The 18,367-nt window shown below is 71.3% G+C and carries 17 protein-coding genes; 10 read left to right on the top strand and 7 right to left on the bottom strand.

The window, feature by feature from the left end:
* Positions 1–101 precede the first annotated feature (101 nt).
* Positions 102–1,304: an adenylate/guanylate cyclase domain-containing protein gene (locus BLW78_RS27010; protein ID WP_091683208.1), complete on the top strand. Its 1,203-nt coding sequence runs from the start codon at positions 102–104 to the stop codon at positions 1,302–1,304.
* A gap of 69 nt (positions 1,305–1,373) precedes the next feature.
* On the opposite strand, the gene BLW78_RS27005 is transcribed toward BLW78_RS27010, so the two are convergent.
* The gene (locus BLW78_RS27005) at positions 1,374–1,670 is read right to left on the bottom strand and encodes a DUF3574 domain-containing protein (protein WP_280142487.1); all 297 of its coding nucleotides are present in this window, start codon (positions 1,668–1,670) and stop codon (positions 1,374–1,376) included.
* A gap of 104 nt (positions 1,671–1,774) precedes the next feature.
* Positions 1,775–3,064: a phosphopyruvate hydratase gene (gene eno / locus BLW78_RS27000; protein ID WP_012317987.1), complete on the bottom strand. Its 1,290-nt coding sequence runs from the start codon at positions 3,062–3,064 to the stop codon at positions 1,775–1,777.
* Between the two features lie 196 nt (positions 3,065–3,260).
* Here eno and queF point away from each other — a divergent pair, with 196 nt between their 5' ends.
* Positions 3,261–3,713: a preQ(1) synthase gene (queF, locus tag BLW78_RS26995; protein WP_091683207.1), complete on the top strand. Its 453-nt coding sequence runs from the start codon at positions 3,261–3,263 to the stop codon at positions 3,711–3,713.
* Positions 3,714–3,777: 64 nt separating this feature from the next.
* On the opposite strand, the gene BLW78_RS26990 is transcribed toward queF, so the two are convergent.
* Positions 3,778–4,125 (bottom strand): hypothetical protein, encoded by a 348-nt coding sequence (locus tag BLW78_RS26990; protein ID WP_091683205.1) that lies wholly within the window; start codon positions 4,123–4,125, stop codon positions 3,778–3,780.
* Between the two features lie 316 nt (positions 4,126–4,441).
* Here BLW78_RS26990 and BLW78_RS26985 point away from each other — a divergent pair, with 316 nt between their 5' ends.
* Positions 4,442–5,116, top strand: coding sequence for a class I SAM-dependent methyltransferase (locus BLW78_RS26985; protein ID WP_091683203.1), 675 nt, complete (start codon positions 4,442–4,444; stop codon positions 5,114–5,116).
* Between the two features lie 5 nt (positions 5,117–5,121).
* Here the strand turns inward: BLW78_RS26985 and kdsA are convergent, their stop codons facing one another.
* Together kdsA and BLW78_RS26975 are read right to left on the bottom strand one after the other, a co-directional pair.
* Entirely contained in the window at positions 5,122–5,976 is an 855-nt protein-coding gene (gene kdsA, locus BLW78_RS26980) for a 3-deoxy-8-phosphooctulonate synthase (protein WP_020095311.1), read from the bottom strand.
* A gap of 10 nt (positions 5,977–5,986) precedes the next feature.
* Positions 5,987–6,475 carry a hypothetical protein gene (locus tag BLW78_RS26975; RefSeq protein WP_091683202.1) on the bottom strand — a complete coding sequence of 163 codons (489 nt, stop codon included), beginning with the start codon at positions 6,473–6,475 and terminating at the stop codon, positions 5,987–5,989.
* A gap of 181 nt (positions 6,476–6,656) precedes the next feature.
* On the opposite strand from BLW78_RS26975, the gene BLW78_RS26970 reads away from it, so the two are divergent.
* Positions 6,657–7,667: an alpha/beta fold hydrolase gene (locus BLW78_RS26970; RefSeq protein WP_091683200.1), complete on the top strand. Its 1,011-nt coding sequence runs from the start codon at positions 6,657–6,659 to the stop codon at positions 7,665–7,667.
* Between the two features lie 73 nt (positions 7,668–7,740).
* On the opposite strand, the gene BLW78_RS26965 is transcribed toward BLW78_RS26970, so the two are convergent.
* Positions 7,741–8,916 carry an amidinotransferase gene (locus BLW78_RS26965; RefSeq protein ID WP_091683199.1) on the bottom strand — a complete coding sequence of 392 codons (1,176 nt, stop codon included), beginning with the start codon at positions 8,914–8,916 and terminating at the stop codon, positions 7,741–7,743.
* Positions 8,917–9,126: 210 nt separating this feature from the next.
* Between BLW78_RS26965 and BLW78_RS26960 the strand changes: the two genes are divergently transcribed.
* From BLW78_RS26960 to BLW78_RS26935, 6 genes are all read left to right on the top strand, one after another.
* Positions 9,127–10,239: a flippase-like domain-containing protein gene (locus BLW78_RS26960; RefSeq protein ID WP_091683197.1), complete on the top strand. Its 1,113-nt coding sequence runs from the start codon at positions 9,127–9,129 to the stop codon at positions 10,237–10,239.
* The gene (locus tag BLW78_RS26955) at positions 10,230–10,853 is read left to right on the top strand and encodes an MlaC/ttg2D family ABC transporter substrate-binding protein (protein WP_091683196.1); all 624 of its coding nucleotides are present in this window, start codon (positions 10,230–10,232) and stop codon (positions 10,851–10,853) included. Before BLW78_RS26960 ends, BLW78_RS26955 begins: the two co-directional genes overlap by 10 nt.
* 86 nt (positions 10,854–10,939) lie before the next feature.
* Complete coding sequence (gene hpnI / locus BLW78_RS26950; protein WP_091683194.1) at positions 10,940–12,148, top strand: bacteriohopanetetrol glucosamine biosynthesis glycosyltransferase HpnI; 1,209 nt, start codon at positions 10,940–10,942, stop codon at positions 12,146–12,148.
* A 57-nt stretch (positions 12,149–12,205) separates the two neighbouring features.
* Positions 12,206–13,639, top strand: coding sequence for a hopanoid biosynthesis associated radical SAM protein HpnJ (gene hpnJ / locus BLW78_RS26945; RefSeq protein ID WP_020095304.1), 1,434 nt, complete (start codon positions 12,206–12,208; stop codon positions 13,637–13,639).
* 121 nt (positions 13,640–13,760) lie between these two features.
* Positions 13,761–14,603, top strand: coding sequence for a hopanoid biosynthesis-associated protein HpnK (gene hpnK / locus BLW78_RS26940; protein WP_091683193.1), 843 nt, complete (start codon positions 13,761–13,763; stop codon positions 14,601–14,603).
* A gap of 32 nt (positions 14,604–14,635) precedes the next feature.
* Positions 14,636–15,511, top strand: a complete 876-nt coding sequence (locus tag BLW78_RS26935; RefSeq protein ID WP_091683191.1) for a helix-turn-helix domain-containing GNAT family N-acetyltransferase — start codon at positions 14,636–14,638, stop codon at positions 15,509–15,511.
* Between the two features lie 45 nt (positions 15,512–15,556).
* Here BLW78_RS26935 and BLW78_RS26930 read toward each other — a convergent pair whose 3' ends face one another.
* Positions 15,557–18,223: an MMPL family transporter gene (locus BLW78_RS26930; protein ID WP_091683223.1), complete on the bottom strand. Its 2,667-nt coding sequence runs from the start codon at positions 18,221–18,223 to the stop codon at positions 15,557–15,559.
* Between the last annotated feature and the right edge of the window lie 144 nt (positions 18,224–18,367).

The following is an 18,367-nucleotide window of genomic DNA, read 5'->3' as shown; positions in this document are numbered from 1 at the left end:
CGCGCGGAAAGGTTAACGGTTCTTTTCGACCGCGCCGCGGTCGGGGCAGGACCGCGACAGGGCCGGACCGCGGCCGGGACGAACAGGGGCGAGCCTGAGGCATGGACCTGACGCATCTGGGACGCTGGATCGCCGCGCACGCCACGGCGACCGACGACCACGACACCCTGCTCTCGGGCTTCTGCGAGTCGCTGGTCGAGGCCGGCCTGCCGGTCTGGCGGGTCAGCGTCATGGCGCCGGCCCTGGACCCGACGCTGCGCGGCGTCAGCCTGAACTGGCACGCGGGCGAGGGCATGTCGTACGTCGCCAACGCCCACGGCGCCGACGAAGAGAGCGACTGGCTCCTGAGCCCCGTCTACGCCCTCGTGGAGACGGGCGAGACCTTCGGCCGCTGGCGCCTCGACGCGCCCGGGCTGGCCGTCGACTTTCCGGTCCTGAAGGCCCTCGGGGCGCAGGGCGGCGTCGACTACGTGCTGCACATCGCCGAATTCGCCCCCGGCACCGCGCTGCGCGGCATCGCGGTCTCGTTCTGCACCCGCGCCGCCGCCGGCTTCACCGAGGCGGACCTCGCGGCGATCGCCGGTGTCCTGCCGTTCCTGACGCTGGCGATGGCCAAGATGGGCCTCGCCCACACGTTCCGGGAAGTCTCGGCCACCTATCTCGGCCGGTCGACCGCCGAGCGCATCCTCGACGGTCAGATCCGGAGGGGTGAGGGGCGGGCCGTGCCGGCGGCGATCCTGCTGACCGACCTGCGCGGCTTCACGGCCCTGGCCGACCGGGTGGATCCGGCCGACATGGTCACGTGGCTCAACGAGCATTTCGACGCCCTCGGCGACCCGGTGGCGCGGCACGGCGGTGAGATCCTGAAATTCCTCGGCGACGGCTTCCTGGCGATCTTCCCGGTCCCGGACGCCGACACCCTCCCCTGCCCGGTCTGCGGGGCCGCCCTCGACGCCGCGATCGAGGGGCTCGCCGCCAACGCGGCGCTCAACGCCCGCCGCCGCGCCGAGGGGCTGCCGGAGCTGCCGGCCGAGGGCGTCGTGCATTTCGGGACGGTGATGTACGGCAATGTTGGGACCGAGCGGCGCCTCGACTTCACGATCATCGGACGGGCGGTCAACGAGGCGAGCCGGATCGAGAGCCAGTGCGCCGCCCTCGGTCACGACCTCCTCGTGTCGGACTCCTTCGCCGAGCGGTGCGCCCGGCGGCTGGATCCGGTCGGGACGATCGAGTTGCGGGGCCTGTCGCGGCCGATGCGGGTCTGGACCGTGCCGGGGAAGTCGTCCGGTGCGGCGATGACCTGAGGCGAGCGCCGTCTTCCGGGCTCGCCTGCGGCGCCCCGGAACAAAGTGGGAAGCGCCGCGCCGACGTCGTCAGAACAGCGCGCAGCTCCGCTGGAGCACCAGCCCGACCGCGCCCTGCACGAAGCGGCGCCGGTAGGCCTCCCGGATCTCACGCAGGGCCGCGACCGCCTCGGGCGTCGGTTCGGTGACGATCAGGACGATGCGGGCGGCCTCGCGGACGATGCGTCCGTCCGGCCCGCGCCACTGGCCCCGACCGGCGAACACGGTCAGCCCGTCCGGGAACCGCGGGGTGATCCACTCGGCCAGGAATCGGTCGAAGGCCGCCCCCGAGACGCGGCCGCCGTCCGGCCGCGACAGGCCGAACAGCAGCTGCGCGCTGAGCGTCGGGCGGGCACCGTCGCAGAGCGGGTCCGCGCGGGCCGGGCCGGCCGCCCCGACACCGAGCAGGCCGGCCAGCAGGATCTTACCGATCAGCGGCGGGCGAGCTGCTTGAGCGCCGACGGGCCGGCGTAGAGTGCCTGCGGGCCCAGGCCCTCCTCGATGCGGATCAGCTGGTTGTACTTGGCCAGTCTGTCCGAGCGGGCGAGCGAGCCGGTCTTGATCTGCCCGCAATTGGTGGCCACGGCGAGATCCGCGATGGTCGAGTCCTCGGTCTCGCCCGAGCGGTGCGACATCACCGCGGTGTAGCCGGCGCGCTGGGCCATATCGACCGCCGCCAGCGTCTCGGTGAGCGAGCCGATCTGGTTGACCTTGATCAGGATCGAGTTGGCCGTCCCCTCGGCGATGCCGCGGGACAGGCGCTCGACGTTGGTGACGAACAGGTCGTCGCCCACGAGCTGGCAGCGGTCGCCGATCTTGTCGGTGAGGAGCTTCCAGCCGGCCCAGTCATCCTCCGACATGCCGTCCTCGATCGAGACGATCGGGTAGGTGGCGACGAGCTGCGCGAGGTAGTCGACCTGCGCCTCGATGGTGCGGGTCTTTCCCTCGCCCTCGTACGCGTAGGCGCCGTCCTTGAAGAACTCGGTGGCGGCGCAGTCGAGGGCCAGCGCCATGTCCTGACCCGGCTTGAAGCCGGCGGCGCTGATCGCGTCCATCACGAAATCGAGGGCGGCCTCGGCGGACGGCAGGTTCGGGGCGAAACCGCCCTCGTCGCCGACATTGGTGTTGTGACCGGCCTTCTTCAGCTTGCCCTTGAGGGTGTGGAACACCTCGGAGCCCATGCGCACGGCCTCGGCGAGCGAATCGGCGCCCACCGGCATGATCATGAATTCCTGGAAGTCGATCGGGTTGTCGGCGTGCGCGCCGCCGTTGATGATGTTCATCATCGGCACCGGCAGGACGCGGCCCTGCACGCCGCCGACGTAGCGGTAGAGCGGCAGGCCCGAGGCCTCGGCCGCGGCCTTGGCCACCGCCAGCGACACGCCGAGGATCGCGTTCGCGCCGAGGCGGGCCTTGTTGGGCGTGCCGTCGAGCTCGATCATCGCCTCGTCGACCGCGACCTGGTCCTCGGCCTCCATGCCGCCGATCGCGTCGAGGATCTCGGTCTGGGCCGCCTCGACCGCCTTCAGCACGCCCTTGCCGAGGAAGCGGTTCTTGTCGCCGTCGCGCAGCTCCACCGCTTCGTGGGCGCCGGTGGAGGCTCCCGACGGCACCGCGGCGCGGCCGAAGGAGCCGTCCTCCAGGATGACGTCGACCTCGACCGTGGGGTTGCCGCGGCTGTCGAGGATCTCGCGGGCGCTGATATTGGTGATCGCGGTCATGGAACGTCCTCTCGCGGGGGCCGCGGGTCGGCGACCGCGCCCAAATCAGGGGTGCGGCGCATCGCGGCGGCTTATCCGTCAAGCCGCGGCCGGCGGCAAGCGCCGGGACGGTGACGGCGCACAGCCGGGTCCGCCCGGGAAAGCGTCGCGGATCAGGCGGATGCGCGCGACGCCGGCAGGCTCTATATGGCCGGCCATGACCTCTCCCGACGATCTCCAGCTCGGCCAGCCGACGCCCCTCCCCACCTCGCCCGAGGAGGCGCGGCTCGACCGGGTCCCGAACCCGCACGCGGACACCGACTACGTCGCCCGGTTCACCGCCCCGGAATTCACCTCGATCTGCCCGGTCACCGGGCAGCCGGATTTCGCGATCCTGGTGATCGACTACGTGCCCGGTGACTGGCTGGTGGAGTCGAAGTCACTGAAGCTCTACCTGGGGGCGTTCCGCAACCACGGAGCATTCCACGAGGATTGCACGGTGGCGATCGGCAAGCGGCTCCGCGACCTGCTTGAACCGCGCTACCTGCGAATCGGCGGGTTCTGGTATCCCCGCGGCGGAATCCCGATCGACGTGTTCTGGCAGACGGGCGACTTGCCGAAGACCGCGTGGCTGCCGGACCCGGGCGTGCCGCCCTACCGCGGACGCTGACCGAGCCAACGAAAAGGGCGACCGGCTCGCGCCGGTCGCCCCCGATCCTTCCGGATCTCCGATCTCAGTAGCCGTAGCCGTAGTAGCCGTAGCCCGGAGCGGCGTAGCCGTAGCCGCCGTAAACCGGGGCGTAGCCGTAGCCGTAGGACGGGGCGTAGCCGTAGCCGCCGCCGTAGTAGCTGTCGCGGGCCGCGCCCGCGGCGATCGCACCGGCCGCGAGGCCGGCGATGCCGAGGCCGATGGCGGCGCCGGTGCCGATGCCGCGACGGCCGCGGTAGTAGCCGTGACCGTAGCCGCCGTAGCCGCCGTAGCCGCCGTGGTAGCCGTAAGGCCGCGCCTCGGCGCTCGTGGTGACGGCAACACTGCCGAGAGCCATGGCGGCGGCAGTGGCGATGATACCGATCTTGCGCATAGTGTTCCTTCTCGATCCCTGATCGAACATGCCCAATAACGTGGCCGCATCCGGACAGTTCCAGATTTCACGCCGGACTTGCGTGCGGATCCGCACCCAGTCGGGATTATGAACCGTTGTTCAGCGTCGCCGCCGCTTCGATGAGTGCGGTCAAGCTTGGGTGCGGCTCTTCCGGAACCGCTCGAACTCTTGCGGCGAGTCTTCGGGAGCACCTGAAACGCCGCGGCGGGCCGGCGCGGCGGACGGCCGGTCCCGGAGATGGAAATCCGCCCCGCCGCGGGTCGGGCGTGCTACGGATCTGCCGGGAGGACCGACGATGGATGCCCTGACCCTGATCCGCGAGAGCCTCGCGCCGCTGGCCGGCAAGCGGGTCGTCGATATCGGGTGCGGCGCCGGGACGCTCGCGCGGCGGCTGGTCGACGCGGGCGCGCGGGTCACCGGGATCGATCCCGGCGCCGCGGCGCTCGCCCGGGCGCGGGCCGCCGTGCCGGAGGCGCGCTTCGAGGCCGCGACCGGCGAGGCCCTGCCCTTCCCGGACGCCAGCTTCGACGGCGCCGTGATGCTGAATTCCCTCCACCACGTCCCGGACCCGGCGGCGGCCCTCGCCGAGGCGGCCCGCGTCCTGGCCCCGGGCGGGCTGCTCGTCGTGGTGGAGCCCCTGGCGGAAGGCAGCTTCTTCGACGCCCTGCGGCCGATCGAGGACGAGACCGCGATCCGCGCCGCCGCCCAGGACGCCATCGCGGCCGCCCTCGCCCGCGGCGCCTACGCGTGCCGCCGCGACGCGACGATCGAGCGGCGCGAGCGCTTCGACTCCCTCGACGCCTTCCTCGCCCGCGTCAGCGCCGTGGACCCGGCCCGCGAGGCGACCATCCGGGACCGGCGCTCCGTGGTCGAGGAGGCCTTCCTCAAGGCCGCCGCGCGCGAGGCCGACGGGCAGTTCGGCCTCGTCCAGCCCCTTCGGATCCACGTCCTGGAGCCGGCGGCCGCCTGAGCCGGTCAGGCGGCCCGGCGCTTGGCGAGGCGGTCGAAGGCGAGGAGTTCCTCGAGCAGGGCCGGCATGTCCTTCAGCGCCACCATGTTGGGGCCGTCGGAGGGCGCCCGGTCGGGGTCGGGATGGGTCTCGATGAACACGCCCGCCACGCCCACTGCCACGGCGGCGCGGGCGAGGACGGCGACGAATTCCCGCTGTCCGCCGGAACTCGCCCCCTGGCCGCCGGGCTGCTGCACCGAGTGGGTGGCGTCGAACACCACCGGCGCGCCTTGCGTGACCTGCGCCATGATCGGCAGGCTGCGCATGTCCGACACCAGCGTGTTGTAGCCGAACGAGGCGCCGCGCTCGGTGACGATGACGTTGGGATTGCCCGCCTCCGTCACCTTGGCGGCGACGTGCTTCATGTCCCAGGGCGCCAGGAACTGGCCCTTCTTGATGTTGACCGCCCGGCCGGTGGCGGCGGCGGCCAGCAGCAGGTCGGTCTGGCGGCACAGGAAGGCGGGGATCTGGAGAACGTCCACCGCCTCGGCGGCGGGGGCGCACTGCTCGGCGGCGTGCACGTCGGTCAGCACCGGCAGCCCGAGGGTCTCGCGGATCTCGGCGAAGACCGGGAGCGCCCCGTCGAGGCCGATGCCCCGGGCGGCGCTGCCCGAGGTGCGGTTGGCCTTGTCGAAGGAGGTCTTGAACACGAGGCCGACGCCCAGACCCGCGGCCATCTCCTTGAGGGCGGCGGCGATCTCCAGGGCGTGCTGGCGCCCCTCGAGCTGGCACGGGCCGGCGATCAGCGTCAGCGGCAGGTGGTTGGCGAAGCGCGCGTCGCCGACTTGGACGACGGGGCCGGGTGTCTCGATCTTCGACATGCCGGCCGGTCTAGCCCGCGCGGCGGATCCGCGAAAGCCCGGGCCGGGGCGCGACCCGGCAGACCGTGCGGTCGTCTCGGAGGGCGTCCGCGCGCGGGCCGGTCTCGCACAGCATCAGGATCCGGCCGGCGCCACCCCGGCGCGGGGCATCGGCCAGCAGGCTGGCCTGGTGGAGGTTGAGCGCCAGCACCTCGACCGCGGCGGCGTCCGCCCCGGCGAGCGCCTGCGCGGCGCGGCCGATCAGGACGAAGTAGGCCGGCGCCGGCTCGCGCTCGCGGGAGGCCACGGTGATGCGGGCGGGGGCGCGGCAATCGAGGCTCAGCCGCTCGGCATCCTGCGCCCGGAACACCGCGACGGGGCCGGCCCGGCCGGCCAGGGAGGCGCCGGTGGTGCGGATCACCCGCGCGGCGAGGACGTCGCAGGCATCCGCCGCCCGGGCCGGGGCCGGCCCGAGGAGGAGCGCGCCGGCGAGGGCGGTCAGGGCGGTGAGGCGCAGCATCGGGACATCCGCGGCGGGAGACGGTCGCGCCCGGGAGATGGCGCGCCCGGGAGATAGCGCGCCCTGCGGCGGGCGCGAAGCCGCGCCGCTCCGCGGGACGTGGACAGGGACACCCGGATGACCGATCTGAGCGGGCGGCGCGGCGCCGCACGCCGCTCGCAGATCAGGCTCCGACGCGGCCATGCTTCGAACCCTCCTCGCTTCCGTCCTGCTGGCCCTGGTGCCGGCCGGGCACGCTTCCGCAGAGCCGCCCCAGCAGCCGACCTACGGGCCCGAACTCGAGGGCTTCGCCTACCCGTTCCCGGTGGAGCGGTTCCCGTTCACGTCGCAGCGCCAGCCGCTGCAGATGGCCTATCTCGACGTCCGGCCGGCGACGCCGAACGGCCGGACCGCCGTTCTGCTGCACGGCAAGAATTTCTGCGCCGCCACTTGGGAGAGCCAGATCCGGGCGCTCAGCGCCGCCGGGTACCGGGTCATCGCGCCGGACCAGATCGGCTTCTGCAAGTCGAGCAAGCCGGCGGCCTACCAGTTCACCTTCCGGCAACTCGCCGAGAACACCCGCGCGCTCCTGGACAAGCTCGGGATCGAGCGGCCGATCCTGGTCGGCCACTCGACGGGCGGGATGCTGGCCGCCCACTACGCCCTGCTCTACCCGAAGGCGGTGGAGCAGCTCGTGCTGGTCAACCCGATCGGCCTGGAGGACTGGGCCGCCAAGGGCGTGCCGCCGACCTCGGTGGAGCAGTGGTACCAGCGCGAGTTGAAGGTGACGGCGGCCTCGATCCGGGCCTACGAGACGGCGACCTACTACGCCGGCGCCTGGGAGCCCCGCTACGAGCCCTGGGTCACGATGCTCGCGGGCCTCAACGGCGGCCCCGGCAAGGAGGCGGTCGCCTGGGACTCGGCCCTGCTCTACGACATGATCCTCACCCAGCCGGTGGTCTACCGGTTCCCGCAGATCGCGGTGCCGACGCTGCTCCTGATCGGCCAGAAGGACAACACGGCGATCGGCAAGGACCTCGCGCCGCCGGAGGTGCGGGCGAGCCTCGGCAACTATCCCGAGCTCGGCAAGGCGGCCGCCAGGGCCATCCCGGGCGCGCGGCTCGTGGAGTTCCCGGATCTCGGCCACGCGCCGCAGATGTCGGACCCGGAGGGGTTCAATGCGGCGCTGATCGCCGGGATCGCGGCGCGCTAGGCGCCGCGCCGTCCTCCGTCGTCCCGGGGCGCTCGCAGCGCCCCGAGACGACGGCGTGCCCGGCGCCTTGATCCTAGAAGTAGGACTTCAGCACGCCCCGGCGGCGGACATCGAGGGTCGCGCAGTGGAACGAGCCGCCGAACGGGCCGTAGCTGAGGAACGGCGCCGGGATCGGGTCGAAGCCCCAGTCCTTCAGGGCCTTGATCAGCGTCGGCTGGCTCTGGTCGACGACGATCTTCTTCTCGGTGATCGCCGGGACGTTGATCGAGGTCCAGGGCGAGCACATCGAGATCTTGCTCATGAAGCCCTCGACCGGGTCGGGGCGCGGGGCGACCAGCACGTCCCACTTCTTGAGCACGGCCGGGAGCTTCTCGACGTCGACGTAGTCCGGGTTCACCAGAACCTTGCCGGGGGCGAGCGGCATGAACGACGAGTCGATGTGCATCGGCTGCGGGCAGCGGCTCTCGATCTCGTGGATGCGGAAGCCCGGGCCGAGGTGGCGGCGCAGCCACTCGATGCCCATCAGGTTGGTCACGTTCGAGCGGGTCACGAACAGGTCGCGGCCGCAGCGGACGAAGTCGGCGGCGTCAAAGACCGGCTCGAACTCGTTGACCGTGAACTGCATGGGCTCGCCGGCCTTCAGGTTCGGCACCCGGTAATCGTAGTTGTAGAGGTCGTCGGTCAGCTGCGGGCGCGGCGCGGAGGTCCAGCGGGCGCCGGCGCGGAAGTACTCCTTGAACAGCGACCGGTAGGCGTCGCCCTCGAAGTAGCGCGAGCGCCAACACATCGGGCTCTCGATGATCTCGTCGCCGATGACGAGGTACGGATCGCGCGGGCAGGCGACGCAGAAGCCGCGGGAGGACCAGCGCGGCGCCTTGAACTTCTTCGAGAAGTCCACCGCGTCGGGACGGCGGACCTTCACGCCCTCGCCGGCCAGGATGGTGATGAAGTTGTCGAGCTCGGCCTGGGCGAGCTTCTTCATGAACTTCGGATATTTCCAGCCGCTCGCCAGCCGGTAGAACGGCTGCGCGGCGCGCGGCAGGTTGAAGATCACCGTCAGGTGGTGAGTCGGGATCGTGGCGCCGTCGAGCGAGCCGACGATGACCTCCTCCAGCGGATCCCACTCGTTCCAGGCCATCACCGGCGACTGGGGAGCCGGCACGCCCGGTCCGGTCCCACCCGGAAAGCCGCCCGCATGCGTGTCGTCGGTCACGGCCTCCAGGGCCGTGATCGGTGATTCGCGCTCCATGACGTGTGCCCCTTCTGCGACGTGCCGCGGCCTTCTGCGCGGGCTTCTCAGCCCCGCCGCCGCTTTGGCCCTCGGTGTGTCAAACGGGTGATAGACACCGCTAATCCGTGCTGCAACGTGACAGAAACGTTCCCGGGCCGATGGACCTATTTCTGCCGCGACCGTGACCGATTTCCCGCATCAAGCCTTACGCGAGCTTGAAAGACGACAATGAAGCGCCTGACGACCTTGGCCTCGATCGCCGGTCTGTGCACGGTCGTCGGCCTGTTCATGTCCTCCGGCCTGGAGGATGTGTCGGCCGCCGTCGTGAGCGCCGGCTGGGGCGCCGCCCTGGTGGTGCTCGCGCGCTTCGTGGCCGTCGCCTGGGCGGGGCTCGGCTGGTACGTCGTGTTCCCCGCCGGCGCGACCAAGCTCGCCGACTGCATCTCGCTCCGCTTCGTCCGCGAGGGCATCAACACGCTGCTGCCCGTCGCCACCGTCGGCGGTGACTTCGTCGGCGCCCGCCTCCTGTCGAAGCGCGACGTTCCGGGCGCGCTCGCGGGCGCCAGCATGTTCGTCGACCTGATGACCCAGGCGCTGACGCAGCTCCTGTTCACGGTGGCCGGCCTCGCCCTGCTGGTCCTGATCTCCGGCGACGGACCGATCGCCCACACGGTCGAGGGCGGGCTGGCCCTGGCGGTCCCGGCGCTCGGCGCCTTCTACCTGATCCAGCGCAAGGCCGGTCATCGCCTGATCCAGGCGCTGCTCAGCCGCTTCGCCTCCGGGCGCGAGTGGCGGGCCTTCGGCGCCATCGACCAGCTCTACGACAGCCTGCGCCGGCTCTACGGCAACCACGGTCGCTTCGCGTTGGCCCTGGTGGTCCACCTCGCCGGCTGGGTGATCGGCACGCTCGAGGTCTATGTCTGCCTGCGGTTCATGGGCTACCCGATCGATTTCGCGCAGGCGCTCATGATCGAGAGCCTCGCCCAGGCCGTGCGCGGCGCGGCCTTCGCGGTGCCCGGCGCCCTGGGCGCGCAGGAGGGCGGCCTGATCGCCCTGTGCGGCCTGTTCAATATCCCGGCCGAGGCGGCGCTCGCCCTGTCGCTGGTCAAGCGCTTCGCCGATCTCGGCGTCGGGCTCCCGAGCCTCCTGCTCTGGCACCGGATCGAGTCCAGGCTCCGGTCCGAGACGCCGGAGGAGGAGGAGCGCGAGCCTGCGCCGGAGGCCGGGCGCAAGGCCAAGAGGGTCGCGCAGCCCGCAACCCTCGGCCCGTTCTACAGCTACGCTCCGCCGCGCATGGGGGCGCGGCTCGGCGACGGCGAGGAGTTGAAGAAGTGCGCCTGACCCGCCGGCTCGCGGCCGCCCTCATCGCCGCACCCCTGGCCCTGACCCTGCTCGTCCCGGCCCCGTCACGGGCCGCGGACGATCCGGCCGTTCAGACCGTGCGCGACCTCTACGCCGCCTTCTCGGCCGCGCTGAAGGACGGGCCCGGCCCCCTGCCAGCCCGGGTCGAGGCCGTCGGCCCGGCGCTCGACAAGGCGTTCGACTTCCCCGCCATGACCCGCGTCGCGGTGGGCTCGAAATGGTCGAGCTTCACCCCGGAGCAGCAGGCGGCGGTGATCGACGCCTTCAAGCGCAGCCTGACCGTGACCTACGCCAACCGCCTGGCCCGCGCCGCCGGCGGCAAGTTCGACGTGACCCCGAAGGTCGAGGAGCGGGGCGCCCAGCGCGTGGTGCCGACCCGCGTCACCGCCGCGGACGGCGACGATTCCGCCGTGGACTTCGTCGTCAACGCCGACAACCGCATCCAGGACGTCCTGCTCAACGGCGACGTCAGCGAGATCGCCGCGCAGCGGAACGCCCTGTCGGCGCCGCTGAAGTCCGGGGGCGCCGACGGCGTCGTGAAGTTCCTCCGGGCGCGGGCCGACGGCATGCTCGCGGCCAAGCCGACGCCCTGAGCGGCGCCGGCGCCTGCGCCGACCTGAACCGGCCGTTCGCGGCCATCGCCGCCTCGGCGGCCGGACGATCGCACGGATCCGACCGGATGGATGTCTCCTCCCTGGCGCTGCTCGGCCTCTCGTGGCTCTCGCTGCTCTGCCTGATCCTGGCGGCGGCGGGCTGCGTCTACGGGCTGGCCGCCGCCATCTGCGCGGGCCGCTACGCGGGCCGCCGCCCGCCGGTGCTGCCCGCCGGCGCGACGCGGCCCTCCGTGACCGTGCTGAAGCCGCTCTGCGGCCTCGAGCCCAATCTCTACGCGAATCTCGAGACCGTGCTGCGCCAGGACTACGCCGGGCCGGTCCAGGTCCTGTTCGGCGTCCAGAAGTCCACCGATCCCGCGATCGGCGTGGTCGAGCGCCTGCAGCAGGCCTATCCCGAGGCCCGCATCGACCTCGTGATCGACGGCCGGCAGCACGGATCGAACCGCAAGGTCTCGAACCTGATCAACATGGCCGAGGCCATCGCCCACGACGTGGTGGTGCTGGCCGACAGCGACATGGTGGTGGGGCCCGACTACCTCGAGCGCCTCGTCGCGGAGCTGTCCCAGGACGGCGTCACCGGCGTCACCTGCCTGTACCACGGGGTCCCGGCCTTCCGCGGCCTGTACGACCAGCTCTCGACGCTCGCGATCGACACCCACTTCCTGCCCAACGTCGTGATGGGCCTGAGCCTCGGTCTGGCGAAGCCCTGCTTCGGCTCCACCGTGGCCTTCACCCGGGCGAGCCTGGAGGCGGTCGGCGGCTTCCGTACCTTCCGCAACGATCTCGCGGACGATTACGCCATCGGCGCCGCCCTGCGCGGCCTCGGCGGCCGGGTGGTGATCCCGAGCTTCACGATCGGCCACACCAGCGTCGACACCGATCTCTCCGGCCTATGGCGGCACGAGCTGCGCTGGAACCGGACGATCCGAACCGTCGACCCGGCGGGCTACGCCGGCTCGATCGTCACCCACGCCTTCCCGCTCGCCCTGCTGGGCGCGCTCCTGCCCGGCGCCGGCACCGGCGCCCTCTGGGTCGCCGCCGCGGCGCTGGCGAGCCGCGTGCTGCTCTGCCGGCAGCTGGAGCGGGCCTTCGGCCTCGCCCCGCACCCCTACGGACTGTTGCCGATCCGCGACATCCTCTCCTTCCTGAACTTCTCCTGGGCCTTCGTGTCGGGGGCGGTGACATGGAAAGGTCACGATTATCACGTGGTTGCGGATGGCACCCTGATCCCGGACGCCGAACTCGGCCGCGATGCCGGCGCGCCGCTCCGCTGAACCCGGCTCCCTCGTCCTCCGCCCCTCCCCCGGCATTGCCCTGAGGCCTTGAACCCCATGCGCACGCTCTTCCTCCAGGCCCCCACCTTCGACGGTTTCGACGGCGGTGCCGGCTCCCGTTACCAGGCCAAGCGCGAGATCAAGTCGTTCTGGTACCCGACCTGGCTGGCCCAGCCGGCCGCCCTGGTGCCGAACTCGAAGCTGATCGACGCGCCGCCGCACAACATCAAGCTCGCCGAGATCGTGGCCCAGGCCAACGACTTCGACCTCGTCGTGCTCCACACCTCGGTGCCGTCGTTCAAGTCTGACGTGAAGACCATCGAGGCGCTCAAGGCCGCCAACCCGAAGCTCATCGCTGGCCTGATCGGCGCCAAGGTCGCGGTCGACGCCGCGGGCGCGATGGCCCAGGCCCCGGTGGTCGATTTCTGCGCCCGCAACGAGTTCGACTTCACCGTCAAGGAGGTCGCCGACGGCGTCCCGATGTCGGAGATCAAGGGGCTGTCCTATCGCGACGCCAACGGTGTCGTGGTCCACAACGAGGACCGCGAGATCATGACCGACATGGACCAGCTGCCCTTCGTCACCAGCGTCTACAAGCGCGACCTGGAGATGGAGAAGTACTTCATCGGGTACCTGAAGCACCCCTACATCTCGTTCTACTCGGGCCGGGGCTGCAAGAGCCGCTGCACCTTCTGCCTCTGGCCGCAGACGGTCGGCGGCCACACCTACCGCACCCGCTCGGTCGCCCACGTGATCGAGGAGATCAAGTACTGCCTGAAGGAGTTCCCCCAGACCAAGGAGTTCTTCTTCGACGACGACACCTTCACCGACAACCTGCCGCGCGCGGAGGAGATCGCCCGCGAGCTCGGCAAGCTCGGCGTCACGTGGTCGTGCAACGCCAAGGCGAACGTGCCGCGCGAGACCCTGAAGGTGCTCAAGGAGAACGGCCTGCGCCTGCTGCTGGTCGGCTACGAGTCCGGCAACCAGCAGATCCTGCACAACATCAAGAAGGGCATGCGGGTCGAGGTCGCCGAGAAGTTCACCAAGGACTGCCACGACCTCGGCATCGCCATCCACGGCACCTTCATCCTCGGCCTGCCGGGCGAGACGAAGGAGACGATCCAGGAGACGATCAACTTCGCCAAGCGGATCAACCCGCACACGATCCAGGTCTCGCTGGCGGCGCCCTACCCGGGCACCTTCCTGTACAAGCAGGCGGTGGAGAACGGCTGGCTCGACATCGAGAACGCCGAGCTCGTCGACGAGAATGGCGTGCAGGTCGCGCCGCTGCACTACCCGCACCTCTCGCACACCGAGATCTTCACCTCGGTCGAGGAGTTCTACAAGAAGTTCTATTTCCGGGCGCCGAAGATCGCCTCGATCGTCAGCGAGATGGTGCGCTCGCCCGACATGATGAAGCGCCGCCTGCGCGAGGGCGTCGAGTTCTACCGCTTCCTCAAGGAGCGTCAGGGCACCGCCAAGGCGGCCTGAAGTCAGGGGTCCGGGGCCTGCGGCCCCGGCGGGGAGCGGGGCAGAGCCCCGCCCCTCTTCCAGGGCTCCGCCCTGGACCCGCGAGAGGGCGAGCCCTCTCGACACCCGTTACGAGGTTACCGTGAAGCGTCTGGTCGTCACCGCGGATGATTTCGGGCTGAGCCCCGAGGTCAACGAGGCCGTCGAGCAGGCCCATCGGGACGGGATCCTCACGGCGGCGAGCCTGATGGTCTCGGCGCCGGCCGCCGCCGACGCCGTGGCGCGGGCCCGGCGGATGCCGTCCCTGCGGGTCGGGCTGCACCTCGTCCTCGTGGAGGCGTGGCCGACCCTGCCGGCGGAACAGCTTCCCGACCTGACGGACGAGGCCGGCCTGATGCGGGCCGACATGGCCCGCCTCGGCCTCGACTTCGCCCGCAGGCCCGCGGCCCGGCGCCAGCTCGCCGCCGAGATCCGGGCTCAGTTCGAGGCCTACCGGGCCACCGGCCTGCCGCTGGACCACGTCAACGCCCACAAGCACTTCCACGTCCACCCGCTGATCGCCGGGGCGGTGCTGCGCGTCGGCCGCGACTTCGGGATGCGCGCCCTGCGGGTGCCGCGGGAGCCGCGCGAGATCCTGCGCCGCGCCGAGCCCGGCGCGCGGCCGCGAGCCGCCCTCGACATCGCGCCCTGGGCGGCGCTGCTCGCCGTCCGCGCCCGGCAGGCCGGGCTGCTGATCCCCGACCGCACCCTCGGCCTCGCGTGGTCCGGCGCCATGACGCCCGCCCGTGTCGCGGCCCTGCTGGCCGAACTTCCGGACGGCCTGACCGAGCTCTACACCCATCCGGCCACCGCCGGCGGCTTCCCCGGCGAGGCGCCGGGCTACCGCTACGCCGACGAGCGCGACGCCCTGACCGCCCCCGCATCCCGGTCGGCCGCCGACGCGTCGGGCGCCGTCCGCGGCGGGTTCTCCGACTTCCTCGGTTGACCCGGATCGTTATCTGACTTTAGTCAGATAACATGGAGCCTGCCGAGATCGCCCGCGTCCGCCGCTTCGCCCGCGCGGTCACCGCCGAGGTCGGCGCGCTCGATTCCTCCTTCCTCGGTCGGGGCCGTCCCCTGGGCGCGGCGCGGGTCCTGAACGCCATCGGCGCGGGCCGCGCGGATATCGGCGAGATCCGCGCCTATCTCGGTCTCGATTCCGGCCTGATGAGCCGCCTCCTGCGGAGTTTGGAGGAGGAGGGGCTGGTGGCAACCGCGCCGCATCCCGCGGATGCCCGCCGCCGGGTCGCGCCCCTGACCGAGGCCGGGCGGCGCGAGTTCGCAGCCTACGAGGCGCTGTCGGATGCCCGCGCCGTCGCCCTGCTGGAGCGCGCACCGCAGGTGGACGCGCTGTTGCACGCCATGGACCGGGTCGCCCTGACCCTCGGCCGCGACGCCATCGCGATCCGGGAGGCAGACCCGACCGGCGCGGGCGCCCGCGCCTGCCTCGCCGCCTACTACGCCGAACTCGCGACCCGGTTTGCCGGCGGGTTCGACGTCGCCCTGTCGTGCGACCCGGAGGCCGCCGCCATGGTGCGGCCGCGCGGCGTGTTCCTGCTCGCGTGCGCCGACGGGCTGCCGGTCGGATGCGTCGGGCTCAAGGGAGGCGGCGGCGCGGTCGCGGAGATCAAGCGGCTCTGGGTCGATCCCGCGGCGCGCGGGCTGGGCCTCGCCAAGCGGCTGATGCGGGAGGCCGAGTCCGCCGCCCGCGACCTCGGGATCCGGACGCTGCGGCTCGACACCAACAGCGCCCTCCCTGAGGCCCTGGCGCTCTACCGGCGGTCGGGCTGGGAGGAGATCGACCGCTTCAACGACGATCCCTACCCGGACCACTTCTTCGAGAAGGCCCTCTGAGGCCCTCCGAAGCGCCGGCCGCGACCGGCCGGCGCTGCTCGGCTTCTACTTGGCGGGCACCGGATCCTGGTGCGGGGCGGACTTGCGCAGGGCCGCGCCAGCCGCTTTCTCGGCTTCCGGACGATCCTCGTCGGGCTGCTCCGGCGGCTCGCCGAGGGTCGCCGGAACCACGAAGAACGCTGCCACCAGGGTGAAGAACAGCGACAGCGCCAGCAGCTTGCCCATGCTGGCCGTGCCCGGGTGGCTCGACAGGACCAGCGACCCGAAGGCGCTGCCCGTGGTCAGCGCCGAGAAGAAGATCGCCCGAGTGAGGCTGGAGGCGAGCATGTCGGTCACGCCCGCCCGCCACGCGATCACGTAGTAGATGTGGAACGCCACGCCGACCGCGAGCATCAGCGGCAGGGCGATGATGTTGGCGAAGTTCAGCGGCATGCCGACGATGCGCATCGCCATCAGCGTCCAGAGCGTCGCGATCACCAGCGGGCCGAGGGTCATCGCCACGTCCCACGGCTTGCGCAGGGCGACCGAGAGGATGACGAAGATCAGCACGAAGGCCGTCACCGCCGCCTGCACGAAGGCGCCCAGGATCGTGTAGCTCGACTGCGTGGTGGCCACTGGCGCGCCGGTCGCGTGCGGGGCGACCTTCAGGACCTCGTCCGAGAACCGGCGGAGCACCGTGTCGTCGTTCGAATCGCCCTTCGGGTGAACCTCGATGCGCGCCCGTCCGTCCGCCGCCACCCAGTCGGCCTTTAGCTGCGGCGGCAAGTTGTCCAGCGTGATCTTCTCGGGATGCAGCAGGTCACGCAGGCGGGCGAGCAGCGGCACCAGATCCTTGGTGAGCGCCACCGAGGCCGCCTCGCGCATCTGCACTGGTCCGGCGGCGAGCTTGTCCAGGGTGCCGGCGAGCTGCTTGGCCTCCTGGGCACCCTTCGCGTCGCCCTTGGCGTCGGCCGAGAGGCCGTTGAGCGCCGCGGCGGCGTCCTTGAGCGCCTTGACGTTGTCGGCGTCGGTCGGCGGCGGCGGCCGGCGGCCGGGATTGAGCACCGGGTCCAGCAGCTGGGCCGTGTCGGCGATCTGGGCCAGCTTCTTGTCCTGATCCCGCGGCACGAAGGTGTCGATGCTGTTGACCGAGGCGGTGACCGGCAGGGCCAGGAGCGTCTTCGACAGCGACGGCACCTCCGCGACGCTGGGCGCCAGCACGTCGATGAAGTTCGGGCTGGTCTCGGGATTCTTGATCAGGTCCAGGTAGGTCGCGATGGACTGCGTCTTGGCGCTGCGCAGGTGCATCGGGTTCGAGTCGAACGGCAGGTGCCAGAGCAGCGGCGCGCCGGCCAGGGTCACGAGGCCGACGCCGATCAGGATCGGCTTGCGGTGCCGGATGATCCAGGGGTCGACGCCGACGAGCCACTCGGTCTGGACCGCGGCCTTCTCGCCTACCGGCTTGAACACCGCGATCAGGGCCGGCAGCAGGATCAGCGAGAACAGGAAGGCCACGATCATGCCGACGCCGGCGATCAGGCCCAGCTCCGACACGCCGCGGAAGGCCGTGGGCAGGAAGGCGAAGAAGCCCGCCACCAGCGACACCGCGGCGAGCGTCAGCGACCAGCCGACGCCCCGGGCGGCGGCGCGGATCGCGCTCTCCAGAGTCGGCTGCTCGTAGCGGTCGGCCCGGTAGCGCACCGAGAACTGGATGCCGAAATCGATGCCGAGCCCGACGAACAGGGCCGCGAAGGCCACCGAGATCGGGTTCAGCTCCTTGACCATGATGAGGCCCAGGGCGGCCGTGACCACGAGGCCCGCGAAGGTGGTGATGATCACCGCGCCGACGAGTTTGCCCGAGCGCAGGGCCAGCCACAGGAACAGCACGATCGCGCCGACGATGATGCTGTTGTTGAGGCCGGCATCCTCCGACAGCGTCGCGAACTCCTCGTCCGCCACGGCCACCGTGCCGGTCAGGCGCATCCGCAGGCCGTTCTGGGCGTCGATCCCGAGATCCTTGGCGACGTTGCGGATCAGCTTGGTCGCCTGGTAGCCGGGCTCCAGGGCGTTGAAGTCGAGGACCGGCTGGATCACCACGAACTTCATCTTGTCGGTGACGCTGGTCTCACCTCCCGACAGGAGTTCCTGCCAGGACATCCGCGCCCGCTGACCCGCCAGCACCTTCTGCAGGGTGGCGTCGATCTGCCCCATGGGCTTCTCGAGATCCTCGATCTTGGCCTCGCCGCTCTTCACGCCGCGCGCGCCGAGCGTCAGCACCCGCATGATGCCCCGCAGCGACGGGTCGGCGGCGAGCGGCCCGAGCAGACCCTGCTGCTGGGTCAGCGCCTCCAGGGTCTTGTCGAGGTCCGCCTGCGACATCAGCAGCAGGCCGTTCTTGTTGAAGAACGGGCCGCCGTCGGGCCGGTAGACCGTCTCGATCAGGTTCTTGTGCGCCGTGAGCGCCTTGGCGAGGTTGGCGGCCGCCTCCTCGGTCTCCTCCGGCGTCTCGCCGTTGATGACCGCGACGATGGTGTTGCTGCGCTGCGGGAACGCCTTCTCGAAATTGATCTCGTCCTGCCGCCACGGCTCCTTCGGGTCGATCAGCCGCTCGACGTCGGTGTTGATTCGGAACAGGTGCGCCGCGACTCCGAGGCTCGCGACCGTGAGGAACGCCGTGAAGGCGATCACGATCCACCGATACCGCACCGAGAACGCGACGAGACTTTCGATCACGAGCACCCTGCCTGTTCGCATCGGACGCGCCCCGTGCGCGACCGGCTCCTGCCATCTGTCCGGTCCGAACCCGGGCCACCGACACGGGCGGGCTCAGGGCTCCGCCGCGCGACGCTCCGCGATTCGGCCGGGTGCGCATCGGGT

Source organism: Methylobacterium sp. 275MFSha3.1, from assembly GCF_900108435.1.
In the GTDB taxonomy this organism is placed as follows: domain Bacteria; phylum Pseudomonadota; class Alphaproteobacteria; order Rhizobiales; family Beijerinckiaceae; genus Methylobacterium.
The sequence above is the reverse complement of the archived record's forward strand: the minus strand, read 5'-3'. Positions and strand labels throughout refer to the sequence as shown.